This window comes from Pseudomonas sp. UME65 (assembly GCF_014170225.1).
GTDB classification, from domain to species: Bacteria; Pseudomonadota; Gammaproteobacteria; order Pseudomonadales; family Pseudomonadaceae; genus Aquipseudomonas; species Aquipseudomonas protegens.
The window spans coordinates 94,404-106,112 of sequence record NZ_LZZQ01000012.1 but is presented as its reverse complement, the minus strand read 5'-3'; the positions used below and the strand labels follow the sequence as shown (position 1 = coordinate 106,112).

The 11,709-nt window shown below is 66.8% G+C and carries 10 protein-coding genes and 2 pseudogenes; 2 read left to right on the top strand and 10 right to left on the bottom strand.

What is annotated here, in order from left to right; translation table 11 throughout:
- Positions 1–175 precede the first annotated feature (175 nt).
- Both A9971_RS14730 and A9971_RS14725 read left to right on the top strand, forming a co-directional pair.
- Positions 176–1,093, top strand: coding sequence for a LysR family transcriptional regulator (locus tag A9971_RS14730; RefSeq protein WP_183000130.1), 918 nt, complete (start codon positions 176–178; stop codon positions 1,091–1,093).
- Positions 1,094–1,120: 27 nt separating this feature from the next.
- Complete coding sequence (locus tag A9971_RS14725; protein ID WP_041117341.1) at positions 1,121–1,570, top strand: hypothetical protein; 450 nt, start codon at positions 1,121–1,123, stop codon at positions 1,568–1,570.
- Between the two features lie 72 nt (positions 1,571–1,642).
- Here the strand turns inward: A9971_RS14725 and A9971_RS33200 are convergent.
- The 10 genes and pseudogenes from A9971_RS33200 to A9971_RS14680 all read right to left on the bottom strand — a co-directional run.
- Positions 1,643–2,182: pseudogene (locus tag A9971_RS33200) on the bottom strand (methyl-accepting chemotaxis protein); the annotation flags it as partial.
- Positions 2,183–2,764: 582 nt separating this feature from the next.
- Positions 2,765–3,400: pseudogene (locus tag A9971_RS33195) on the bottom strand (cache domain-containing protein); the annotation flags it as partial.
- Positions 3,401–3,900: 500 nt separating this feature from the next.
- Positions 3,901–4,194 (bottom strand): DUF3144 domain-containing protein, encoded by a 294-nt coding sequence (locus A9971_RS14715; protein WP_011060609.1) that lies wholly within the window; start codon positions 4,192–4,194, stop codon positions 3,901–3,903.
- A gap of 166 nt (positions 4,195–4,360) precedes the next feature.
- Entirely contained in the window at positions 4,361–5,482 is a 1,122-nt protein-coding gene (locus tag A9971_RS14710; protein WP_019093713.1) for a site-2 protease family protein, read from the bottom strand.
- A gap of 442 nt (positions 5,483–5,924) precedes the next feature.
- Complete coding sequence (locus A9971_RS14705) at positions 5,925–6,563, bottom strand: glutathione S-transferase family protein (protein ID WP_161467231.1); 639 nt, start codon at positions 6,561–6,563, stop codon at positions 5,925–5,927.
- A 38-nt stretch (positions 6,564–6,601) separates the two neighbouring features.
- Positions 6,602–7,630, bottom strand: a complete 1,029-nt coding sequence (gene rtcA, locus A9971_RS14700) for an RNA 3'-terminal phosphate cyclase (RefSeq protein WP_053157633.1) — start codon at positions 7,628–7,630, stop codon at positions 6,602–6,604.
- 8 nt (positions 7,631–7,638) lie between these two features.
- A complete protein-coding gene (locus tag A9971_RS14695; protein ID WP_183000129.1) occupies positions 7,639–8,427 on the bottom strand; it encodes a nucleotidyltransferase domain-containing protein in 789 nt (262 codons plus the stop codon).
- 15 nt (positions 8,428–8,442) lie between these two features.
- Positions 8,443–9,072, bottom strand: coding sequence for a hypothetical protein (locus A9971_RS14690; RefSeq protein ID WP_183000128.1), 630 nt, complete (start codon positions 9,070–9,072; stop codon positions 8,443–8,445).
- 16 nt (positions 9,073–9,088) lie between these two features.
- The gene (locus A9971_RS14685) at positions 9,089–10,432 is read right to left on the bottom strand and encodes a hypothetical protein (RefSeq protein WP_053150613.1); all 1,344 of its coding nucleotides are present in this window, start codon (positions 10,430–10,432) and stop codon (positions 9,089–9,091) included.
- Positions 10,433–10,436: 4 nt separating this feature from the next.
- Positions 10,437–11,663, bottom strand: coding sequence for an RtcB family protein (locus tag A9971_RS14680; RefSeq protein WP_011060602.1), 1,227 nt, complete (start codon positions 11,661–11,663; stop codon positions 10,437–10,439).
- Positions 11,664–11,709: the final 46 nt, after the last annotated feature.

Below are 11,709 nucleotides of genomic sequence, written 5' to 3'. Positions count from 1 at the left end.
TTCCTGGGGGGCGGCTTGGGGGGCGGCTTGGGACTCGGGAATGGGCATCGCACAGGCTCCGGCAAGGTGATGCCCGCCAGCCTAGGGCCAGCCGTGACCAGGCGGAAGGCGCAGCCTTTGCAGTTAATTGATGCATTCAACGCCATGCCAGCTGCCTGCGTGCTACATTGCGCCGATGTCGACTCCCGATCTGAACCTGCTGCTGACCCTGGACGTACTGCTGGCCGAAGGCAGCGTGGCGCGGGCTGCCCAGCGCCTGCATCTGAGCCCCTCGGCCATGAGCCGGACGCTGGCCCGCCTGCGCCAGGCCACCGGCGACCCGCTGCTGGTGCGCGCCGGGCGCGGCCTGGTGCCCACCCCTCGGGCCCTGGAGCTGCGCCAGCGCATCGGCCAACTGGTGGCAGACGCCCAGGCCGCTCTGCGCCCGGCCGAGCAGATCGACCTGGGCCGCCTGCAGCGCACCTTCACCCTGCGCAGCCGTGATGGTTTCGTCGAGAATTTCGGCCCGGCGCTGGTCAGTCGCCTGCGGGCTGAAGCGCCCGGGGTGCGGGTGCACTTCGTACCCAAGCTGGACCGCGACAGCCAGCCCCTGCGCGATGCCAGCGTCGACCTGGAAACCGCGGTGATCGACGCCGACACCAGCCCCGAGTTGCGCACCCGGGCGCTGTTTCGCGATCGCTTTATCGGCGTGGTGCGCGCCGGCCACCCCTTGAGCCGGGGGCCGGTAAGCCTGGATGCCTACGTGGCTGGCGAACATATCCTCGCCGCCCACCAGGGCCATGCTCATGGGCGCATGGACGAGGCCCTGAAAGCCCTGGGCCTGGAACGGCAGATCGTCACCCTGGTCAGCGGTTTTTCCGCCGCCCTGGCCCTGGCCCGGGGTTCGGACCTGATCGCCATGGTGCCCGAGCGCCACACCAGCAACCTGCGGCACGGCCTGCACGGTTTCAGCCTGCCGGTGCCCCTGCCGGAAATGACCATCTCCCTGCTCTGGCACCCGCGCATGGAGGCTGACCCGGCCCATCGCTGGTTGCGCCAGGTGGTGCATGAGCTGTGCAGCCAGAGCGCCCTCCCCGACCATCAGCCCGGCTGATCCACAACTTCATTAGCGAGATCCTGCATGTCTTCCAGCTCCCTGCGCCTGCTCTCCCTGAATCACCTGCCCGCTGCCGCCGCGTTGCTCTGGGGGCTGTCCCTGGCAATCGTCCGGGCCTGGCAACCGATAGATTATTTCTGGGAGAACTTCGCCGCCTACTGGCTGCCCCAGGGGCTGATTCTCGGCCTGCTGCTGTGCACCCGGCCCACGCCGGCGCTGTTCACCGGGGTGGCCCTGGCCCTGGCCGCGCACCTGCAACTGTTCTGCCTGTGGATCAGTTCCCCGGAAGGCGCCTTGGGCTGGCTGTTCTATCTGTTCGACTTTCCCGGCGCGCTGATCGGCGCCGCCATCGCGCGCTTCCTGGCCACGCGCGTGGCTCCCGGCAAGCCGTTGATCAATGGCCTGCTGGGGCTCGGCTGGGTGTCGTTGGGGCTGTTGTTGAACTTCAAGCTGATGATGTACAGCCAGGTCTGAAACGGGCCGGCGAATGCGGCCCGGGGGGACTGAAACCCGCCCGGGCCGCCGACGGCCCGGGCAGGCAATGCCTCAGCGGTGGCCCTGGCTGAGGTTCGACAAGCGCCCGGACAGGGCCTGCATAGCCTCGCTGACCTTGTCCAGGGCCTGGGCGTCCCGGGCGTTGTCCTCGCTGATGCCGTGGATGCGCACCGCCAGTTCGTTGATCTCCTGGGTCACGTGGCTCTGCTGCTGGGCCGCCACGGCAATCTGCTGCGCCCGCTGGGAAATATCGTCGAAGCTGGTCACCGTGCTGGACAGCGCATCCGATGCACCCGACGCCTCGCCCACCGCCTGGCGGGTTCGTGTTTCGCCGGCCTGGATCGCCTGCACCGCCTGACGCGAGGCCTGCTGCAAGTCGTTGATCATGCCGCTGATCTCGTTGGCCGAGGTCTGGGTGCGGCCGGCCAGGGTCCGCACTTCGTCCGCCACCACGGCAAAGCCCCGGCCCTGCTCCCCGGCCCGGGCCGCTTCGATGGCGGCGTTCAGCGCCAGCAGGTTGGTCTGCTCGGAGATCGCCTTGATCACATCCAGCACCGCGCCGACCTGCTGGCTGTCCTGCTCCAGGCGCTGGATCACTGCCGCCGCCTCGGCCATTTCCGCGGACAACTGCTGGATCGACTGGCTGTTGGCATCGACCTTGTGCTGGCCCTCCTGCACCACCACCAGGGACTGGCGCGCGGTGTCGGCGCAATTGTTGGTGTTCTGCGCCACTTCCAGGGCACTGGAGGACATCTCGGTGATGGCCGTGGCCAACTGGGTGTTCTCCTGGCGCTGCTGCTCGGCACGCTGGGCCAGGGTGCTGCTGAGTTGACCCAGGCGCGCGGCTTCGTTCTGCAACTGCCGGGCTTCGCTGGCGATCTTCTGCAGCATTTGCCGCAACTGCCCGGCATAGCGGTTCACCGCGGCGCGCAAGGCGCCGATCTCGTCGGCCCGGGCCACGTGCAGCTCGGCGTTGTCGCTGGCCTGGCCACTGCCCAGGGCATCGATCTGCCGGGTGGTTTCTTCCAGTTGGGCAATCAGCTTGTGCCCGGCCAGCCAGGCAAAGAACAGCAGCAGCGCCAGCAACGGCAGGAGGAACAGCAAGATCTCGGTGGTCATGGCCCGGGCCAGGCCGGTGACCTTCTGCTCCGGGGTCACCAGGCCGATGGTCCAGCCGCTGCCGGGCATGCTGAACAAGCTGACCCGCGCCGCTTCCTGCAAGCGCCCGTCCTCGTCCAGGTCCAGGCTGCGCACCTGCCCGGTCGGTGCCGGCTTGGCCAGGGCCTCGGCCACCGGAAGCAACCAGGGTTGCTGCTTGCTCAGGGCGTCGAAGCTGAGCATCTGGCCCCCGCCGCCGGCCTGGGCATCAGGGAAATACAGCACGTTGCCGGCCTGGTCCAGGGCGAAGGCATAGCCACCGGTGACCGCCCCCTGCTCCTTGAGGAAGCGCGCCAGGTCGTCCAGGCGCAGGTCGATGGTGGCGACCCCGGCAAAGGCGCCGTCCTGGCGATAGGGCACGCTGCAGGTGGTCATCGGCACCTGGGTCACCGGGTCCTGGTAGGCCTCGGACCACAGGCAACGGCCAGGCGCGCTGTTGCGGGCGCCGGTATACCAGGCTTCATGGTGATAACCGGCGCTGCCGGCGGCGTTGTAGTCATCTGAGAATGCCAGGGGCCCGGCATCGCTGCGGGCCCAGAAGAAACTGCGGCGCTCCACGCCGGGGGTGAAGGCATTGGGTTCTGGCCAGATGCCGCCCCCGGCGATCGCCTTGTCGCCTTCATGGTCGATCACCTTGGGCAGGGTGGCCATGACCAGCGCCTGCTCCTTGGGCAGCCCTTCCAGCAGGTGGGCCATGCTCGCGGTCACCCCTTCGATGCCCGCCAACTGCAACGCCAGCTGGCGAACGATGGCGCTGCCGGTCTGCTCGATCAGTGCCGAGCTTGCCTCCACCACTTTGGGCTGCCCCCGTAAGGTCATCACGGCAAATACCGCCAGCGCCGTGAACAGCAACAGCAACACACTGCCGAGGGTCAAACGATGAGACAAACGAACCGGTAGCAAGGCCATGACGAACTCCATATCAATAGGCATTCAGAGCTTATCGACCGGATGCATGCTTCCCTTGAACAAAGAGTGATGCCGTTCACTTTTTTTGTCAGCGCAACAGGCGGGAGTACACCTGGAGAGGGGGCGACTCAGGCAGGGCCCTCGGTAGCCGGGGCCCTGCCATCCTCGAAACATGCCCCCGGGCTACGGGCAGCCCGGGCCAGGCACGAGAAGCGCTACACAACTGGTGGCGCTGGGCGCCTTCAGTCCTGCTTGGCGCCCATGTACAGCTCGAAGTTCTCGATGTAGTCCGTGAGGTTCTCTTCCATCATCAGGCGGAACTCCTCGACGAAATAATCCACCGCCTGCTGCTTGGCCGCCGCCAGCTCCTGGGCATTGCGGCACCCGCAGGCGCTGACCCAGGCGCTGAAACGGGAGTTGGCGTACATCAGCGACGCGCTGGCCTTGCCCCGGCTGCTGTCGGCGATATGGGAGTTGGCCAGCTCGATAACGGCGTCGGCGCGGTTGTAGAAATCCTGGTCGGTGTCATTGGCCACGGGGCGTTCCTCTGGCGGAGTGGGGAAAATAAAGCGCCGGAGTATAAGAGTTTTGTCCTCCTGCACCGACTACTTTCATCCCCAGGCCGCACAAGCCGGGCTGCCGGCGAAGCGGCCCGCGAGCCTTGCGCCAGGCTGGCAGCCGCTTTCGCTGGCAAGCCAGCGCCTACAGATGGGTGGGCGCCGGCAAGGCTCGCAGCTGTTCGGCCAGCAGGGCTTCACTCTTGCCCTGGGACAGCACCACGCTGTTATTGGCCGCTTGCAGCGCCTGTTGCAGATGGTGCTCGCCCCGCTGCCGGTCGCCTTCAAGAATGGCTTGCAAGGCTAGGCAGCGCGGTCGCAGCCAGGGTGCGTTCCAATCCACTTCGGCGCTCATCGGCGTGTTGTTCAGGGGCGCGGCGTCACGCTGCAGCAAAGCGCGGCAGAATGCCAACTCGCCCCTCAACAACTCGATCAGGCCACTCATGCCGTTCAGTTGCGCCGACCGGGCCGCCAGCAATTGATCCAGTTCCTGCTCCATCTGCACCGCGGCCGGCCAGTCGCCCTGGTCCTGCAGGGCATTGAGGCGGCAGCCGAATGCGACCAGCGGCCCAGGCATGGGGCCTTCGGCCAGGCGCTGAAGATCGTCCACCGGCAATTGTGCGCTGGGCACCCCGGCCACGGTCAGGGCCAACAGGCGTGCCTGGGCCAGCTCCGGACGTTGATCGTCGCGATGCCGGTACCAGCCCAGCAGGAGCATGCCGTCGCTGGGCAGTACCCGCCAGGCAGGCATCAGGTTACCCACCCCCATGGCCAGATTGATCACGGCAAACGCCAGGGCAATGGCCCCCGGCACCCCGGGCCAGGACAGCCCAAGCGCCAGGGAAGCGCCACCCACCAGCAGATTCAGCAGCGGCCCGCACAGGACCACCAGCATCCACTGCTGCCGCAGTGGCCGTTGCAGATTGCTCGCGGCAATCACATAGCCGCCCAGGCGATTGCGCTTGAGCTGCGGTGCCCAGCGCACCCGCCAGCCGCGCCGCAGCACCTGGATCTCCACGGCGGCCACCCGTACATGCAACACCGGCATCGCGCACCCGCGTGCCCCCAGGTAATGCCCGCCCTCATGCACCACCAACGCGACAACCCCCAACAGCGAAGCCAGGAACATCGCCAGAAAGGGCTGCAACCCGGACTTGATGGTGAACCCCAGCACCAGCGCGGCGATAAACCAGCCACTGAGCAGCACCAGGCGCTGCACAATCGTCAGCAGAGTATTCAAGGCCTTGAGCCAGGTGTTGCCATCCATCGAGTACGTCCCTGAGAGAAAACCGACACTGAACCGGGCCCGCAGACTGCCAGCTTCGCCCCAGGAAACTCAACCGCTGATTCACCTCTCTATCACCCCGCCTCCTAACCGCAGGAGCCGGCTTGCCGGCGAAGAGGCCCTTGAGCCCTGCATACGACTGGCGGTCGCTTTCGCTGGCAAGCCAGCTCCTACGACGCGGGGCAGAGTGCCCCGCTCCCATCAATATCAAAACCCACCGTAGGAGCCGGCTTGCCGGCGAAGGGGCCCGCGAGCCCTGCATATGACTGGCGGCCGCTTTCGCTGGCAAGCCAGCTCCTACGATGCGGGGCAAAGTGCCCCGCTCCCATTAATATCAATACCCACCGTAGGAACCGGCTTGCCGGCGAAGGGGCCCTTGAGCCCTGCATACGGCTGGCGGTCGCTTTCGCTGGCAAGCCAGCTCCTACGAGGATGCGGGGGGCCAGTGGCGGGCCAGGACCGCGGCGATGCGCGGTTCGCGGTCGATGCGTTGCAGCAGGGCGAGAAAATCGGGATGGCTATCGCGCAGGTGCTCTCGCGCACCGGACCAGCGCGACACCACTGCCGCCTGGATATCCAGGGCACCCGGCGCCGCACCGCCGAAATATGGTCGCGACGCAAACTGCTCGGCGAACAGCCCCCAGCTGCGATACAGGCGCTCGGCCGCGGCGGCGCGCATCCGGGCCTTGAGCGGTTCGTCGGGGTCGCTGATCCAGCGTTCCGGGTAGTCGAGGATGCCGATGGCCGAATAGCAGTTGGCGGCGATGTACACCAGGCCGCGTATCACCTGGGCCCGGGCCGACGCTGGCGCAGGCAGCAACCCGGAGTCGGGAAACTCCAGGCCCAGGTGGATCAGGATCGCCGCGCTTTCGGTGAGGATGCTGCCATCGGGCAGTTGCAGGGTGGGAATCTGCAACAGCGGATTGAGCCGTGCCAGGGCCTCGCGCCCGGGGCTGTCCTCCCAGGGCGCGGCCTCGATGCGGCGGTAGGCCAGCTGGCAGTACTCCAGGGCGATCTCGACGATGGCCGAGCCGGTGCCCTGGCTTCCATACAGGTGATACATGGCGACAACCTCCTTGATGACCCGGGCCCATTACCCTTTCACGGCAGGGCGTGGCATTGCACCTGCAGTACTTGCTCGCTCAGTGGCCGCGCCTCGATCCGCACCGGCAAAAATGCCTCGATCACCCGGATATTGCTCTGCAGGTGCTCGGTCATGCACGGCGTGGTGAAGCTGCCGCCACCGGCCAGGGCCATGGGCAGCAACAGTTGATCGGCCAGGTGTTCCGCCACTGCGGCACCGGAGTCCAGCCAGTCCCGGGCCTGATCGATGGCGCCGTCGGCGACCTTCTCCGCCCGCAGGCTGTTCTGGCCGAAACCGCAAAACAGCTCGGTCAGGTGCTCGAAGGCGAACTCCAGCAGCAGCACATTGCCCGGGCCGTACTCTTCATCCAGCAGCACCGGGGTGAGCTGCTCGCGAGGCAGTTGCAGGCGATCGTGCACCCGGCGCAACTCGCGTTCCGCCACATGCTCCGGCAGGCCCGCGCTCAAGGCCCAGGCTCGACTGCCGAGCAATGCTCCGCGCTCTTGAAGATGCAAGGGTTGCAGCTCCGAAGGCTGGATAAAGGCCTCCAGCTCGCCACCGCCGGCCGGGACAAAACCATGGCGCAGCAGCTGCAGTTCCACCCGCCCGCCCATGCGCCGCAGTTGCGGCAGCCAGGCCTGCTGGAGGAAATCCACCGGCGGCGCCAGGGGGTTGTGGGTGCCGCCGCTGATGCTCACGCGGCTCGGCTGCGGCGCTCGCAGCAAGGCCGGCAGCAGGGTCTGCAGCACCAGGGTGCAACTGCCGGCGGTGCCGATGGCGAAGCGGTAGTCGCCGCCGCGGATCGGCCCCGGCTCGAAGCTCAGGACCTGGGAGCCAAGCTCGGCCCCAGTGGTTCTGGCGCCACATACCTGGGCCGCCGCCAGCACCGCGGTCAGGTGCTGGCGCAACAGCCCCGGGCGGCTGCGCCGGGCGCGAATATTATGGATACGCAGGGTCTTGCCGGTGAGCATCGACAGGCTCAGGGCGCTGCGCAGTACCTGGCCGCCGCCGATGGCGCCGTCCAGTTCGATTACATCCTGTTTCATCACATTCCTCAGGCGTAGTGCCGGACCGTTTCCCGCAGGTAAGCGTCCAGCAACGCGTTGTCTTCATGGGTACGCGCCAGTTTCGGCACCGGGCGTTCCAGCTCGGCGGCGATAAAGGCGTGCAGTGCCGGGCGTCGCGGTCCGTAGGCGGACTCGTCGGCGCAGCGTTTCAAAACCAGCAGCTCGGCCACTTCGTCCAGCAGTGGCTGATGGTCGACGGTGGTCAGCAGGTCGGCGAAGGTCATCGGCGGTCGGCCGCGCCCCTGGTCGATCCAGCGCACCGCGAGCAAGGGCCGCAGGACGTAGAAGTACTTCTTGAAGCGCACGCTGTCGCCTTGCAGGTAACCGCGAAAGTTCTTCCTGGCCATCGACAGATAATGGTTGCGCGCCGCCGGCGGGCTGTAGAACGCCTCGGCCAGCTCACGCAGGCGCTCGGCGGCGGTCGGTTCGCTGCGGTACACCAGGGGCGAGTCCAGCCATTCCAGCAGGGTCGGGTTGGACTTGCGCAACAGCCCCAGGGTCTTGCGCAGTTCCCAGCCGCTGATGTCCAGCTCGTCGTCCAGGGGCCGCTCGATCACGTCGCGCCCGGCATCCACCTGGATGAACCATTCGGGCTTTTCCACATAGACGAAACGCACATCGTAATCGCTGTCGGCAGAGGCAAAGCCCCAGGCCCGACTGCCGGATTCACAGGCATACAGCACCTGCACATTGCGCTCGCGCTCGATCCGCGCCAGCTCGGCCAATACCCGTTCGCGCATGGCGCTGCTCAGGGGATGGCGCTCCAGATGGTCCATGATCCTTTTCCTTGTTCAATCCGTGGCGCTGGCGGCCAGCACACTCAGGGTCCGGCGCACGGGGTTCCACACCGTCAGGCACCAGACGCCCCACCATTCCAGGCCTTCGTCGAAATACTCACTCCAGGGCAGCAGATGCGGGCCCATGGCCGGGGCCTGACAATCCAGCTCCAGGCCGCCCACCCAGTTGATCACCTGGGGCTGCTGCTGGAGATCGAGCCCCAGCAGGTCCAGCCATTGGCCGTACACCTGCCGGGCCTGCTCGGCCCCACCCGGGAAATGCAGCCCGTACGGTGGCTGGCAAAACGCCCGGTACAAGGCCCAGTCCTGCTGCTCCGGATCTTCGCAAACCAGTTGCCGGACCTGCTGCGGGCTGAGCCGCTCAGGCAGTGCCCGCTCCGGTTCCCAGCGCATCTGCGGTTCACCAACGTCGGCGTAGCGCGGGTCCTGGCGCAGCTTTTTCCAGGCCTCACGGCGCCTGGTCATCAGGTGCTGATACAGGTGCTGCAAGCCCTGGCGATGCAAGGCCTGATTCACCTCGACACCCGGCTCCACCGCCAGCCGCACAAAATCGAACACGCAAAACGCCGCTTCCAGCTGTTGGCGCAGCGCCTGGCTGTGCTCATCTTCAACCAGGGTCAACATGGCGGTTCTCCTTTCCTCACAACAGCCGCTGGACCGAACCGACGGGTAATTCCCCGGCGGCTTCCATCGCCTGCAAGCGTTGCACCATGGCCTCGCGCAGGGGCTTGGGGGTCACCGGGTCGAACATCCCGTAGCGGCTGTCGCACCAGCGTGCCAGGGCCTCGCGCCAATAGGCGGCGTCACTGCCGCCCTGCCCCAGGCGCCACAGCAGGTACTCCAACTGACGCCAGCCCGGTTTGAGGGCCAGCATGGCCCAGCGTCGCGCCTTGGGCAGATCGTGCCAATGCTGGTCCAGACGCTGCTCCAGGGCCTCGTCGAATACCGCCCACGGCTGCTGGCGCAACAGGCCCAGGGCGCAGTCGAAGACCTTGTCCGAGGCATCGTCCAGGGCCGCCAGTTGCTCGGCCATGCCACGTTCACCCAGGGTTTGCAGGGCCTGCAGGCGCACGCTCAGCGCCGGCGAAGCCAGGGCCTGGCGCACCATGGCATCGGCCTGTGGCTCCTGCAGCTCCCTGACCAACCCCAGTAGCCCCAGCCACTGGCGCTTGTTGCCCGGGGCCGGCTGCTGCAAGCGGGCCAGCAGCACTGCCCGCGGGTCCAGCCCATGGCGCGGCGCGGCCCAGTGGGCCAGGCAACGCAAGGCCCCCGAAGGGTCGAGCAGGGCCTGCGCCAGATACTCGCGACAATCGGCCAGGCGCGACAGCAGCAGCCGCAGGGCCTTGACCCGCACACTGGCGCCGCAGCTGCGCATCACCTCTTCCAGCAAGGGCAGCGCCTGCTCATCGGGCAGTTCGGCGCAGGCGTCCACCGCCATCTGCCGCACGCTGACCTCCGGGTGGCGCAGGGCCATGGCCAGCAGCGCCGGTCGGTCCTCGACGCCCTTGAGCAACAGCTCGAAGACAAAGCGCGCAGCCTTGCCCCGGCAAGTGCCAAAGGCCCCTTGCACCTGGTCGCGCACCTGGGCCAGTTGCAACACGGCGCTGGCCCGCTCCAGAGTCGCGCCGTGGTCGGCGCGCTGCTTGCCGGCCAGGGCCAGCAGCGGTGCCAGGGTCTGCAACAGCAGCCCGGCATGCTCCGGCACCCAATAGGCCTCGACCGCCGCGGCGGCCTCCTGGCGAACCTGGGGCACCCAGTCGTTGAGGCGCTCCAGCAAAGCCACCAGGGCCTCTGCCGAAGGCTGCGCGGCCAGCCCGCGCACCGCGGCCTGACGCACGAAACCGTTGCCGAAGCGGCTCAGCTCCAGCCAGGCGCTGTGCCTGTCCAACTCGTCCATCACCTCCCGCACGCGGCGGGCTTCGTAGTCGCTCAGCTGGTACTGCCAGCCGGGCGGGGTTGCTATCAATGCATCCATGTCGTCCATTGTTCTACCCCTTAACGCACACCACCTGACGCAGGGTGTGCAGCACTTCCACCAGCTCGCGCTGGGCGTGCATCACTTGGTCGATGTCCTTGTAGGCCATCGGGATTTCATCGATCACCGCTTCGTCCTTACGGCACTCCACATGGGCGGTCGCGCGGATCTGGTCGGCCAGGGTGAAGGTGTTCTTGGCCTTGGTGCGGCTCATGGTACGCCCCGCGCCGTGGCTGCAGGAGCAGAACGCCTCCTCGTTACCCAATCCGCGGACAATGAAGCTCTTGGCCCCCATCGAACCCGGAATGATCCCCAGCTCGCCCTTCTTCGCCGACACCGCCCCCTTGCGGGTCACCAGCACCTCTTCACCGAAGTGGCGCTCCTTCTGCACGTAGTTGTGGTGGCAGTTGACTGCCTCCAGCGCCACCTCGAAGGGCTTGCTGATCACCTTGCGGGTGGCCTGGATCACCAGTTGCATCATCAGCTCACGGTTCTGCCGGGCGAAATCCTGGGCCCAGGCCACCGCTTCCACGTAATCGTTGAAGTGCTGGCTGCCTTCCTCGAAATAGGCCAGGTCGCGGTCCGGCAGGTTGGCGATGTGCTGGCGCATATCGGCCTGGGCCAGGTGAATGAACAGGTTGCCGATGGCGTTACCTACGCCACGGGAACCGCTGTGGAGCATGAACCAGACCCGGTTGGCCTCATCCAGGCAGACCTCGATGAAGTGGTTACCCCCGCCGAGGGTTCCCAGGTGCTTGCGGTTGTTGCTGTTGGCCAGGGCCGGGTACTTATCGGTGATCGCCTTGAAACGTGGGTGCAGCGCAGCCCAGGCCTGGTCGGCCTGATTCGGCACGTCGCCCCAGGCGCCCTTATCGCGACCGCTACGGGGCGAGGTACGACCGTGAGGCACCGCCGCCTCGATGGCGCTACGCAATCCGGCCAGGTTATCCGGCAGGTCGGAGGCGGTCAGCGAAGTACGGGCGGCGATCATTCCGCAGCCGATATCCACCCCGACCGCAGCCGGGATGATCGCGCCCACCGTGGGGATCACGCTACCGATGGTCGAACCCTTACCCAGGTGCACGTCGGGCATCACCGCCAGGTGCTTGAAGATGAACGGCATCTTCGCGGTGTTCATCAATTGCTGGCGGGCTTCGTTTTCCACCGGCACGCCCTGGGTCCACATCTTGATCGGCTTGCCGTTGGCGACTTCCAGCAGTTGGTAGGTCTTGTGTTCCATGTCGTTGACTCTTTTTCCTGTGGCCGCGGATACGGCCTTGTTCAAT

What these genes read in the sequence shown, in the direction of transcription:
- A9971_RS14730 (WP_183000130.1), top strand. Translation starts at nt 176, where the DNA reads ATGTCGACTCCCGATCTGAACCTGCTGCTGACCCTGGACGTACTGCTG.
- A9971_RS14725 (WP_041117341.1), top strand. Translation starts at nt 1,121, where the DNA reads ATGTCTTCCAGCTCCCTGCGCCTGCTCTCCCTGAATCACCTGCCCGCT.
- A9971_RS14710 (WP_019093713.1), bottom strand. Translation starts at nt 5,482, where the DNA reads ATGGATGGCAACACCTGGCTCAAGGCCTTGAATACTCTGCTGACGATT.
- A9971_RS14705 (WP_161467231.1), bottom strand. Translation starts at nt 6,563, where the DNA reads ATGTATCACCTGTATGGAAGCCAGGGCACCGGCTCGGCCATCGTCGAG.
- rtcA (WP_053157633.1), bottom strand. Translation starts at nt 7,630, where the DNA reads ATGAAACAGGATGTAATCGAACTGGACGGCGCCATCGGCGGCGGCCAG.
- A9971_RS14695 (WP_183000129.1), bottom strand. Translation starts at nt 8,427, where the DNA reads ATGGACCATCTGGAGCGCCATCCCCTGAGCAGCGCCATGCGCGAACGG.
- A9971_RS14690 (WP_183000128.1), bottom strand. Translation starts at nt 9,072, where the DNA reads ATGTTGACCCTGGTTGAAGATGAGCACAGCCAGGCGCTGCGCCAACAG.
- A9971_RS14685 (WP_053150613.1), bottom strand. Translation starts at nt 10,432, where the DNA reads ATGGACGACATGGATGCATTGATAGCAACCCCGCCCGGCTGGCAGTAC.
- A9971_RS14680 (WP_011060602.1), bottom strand. Translation starts at nt 11,663, where the DNA reads ATGGAACACAAGACCTACCAACTGCTGGAAGTCGCCAACGGCAAGCCG.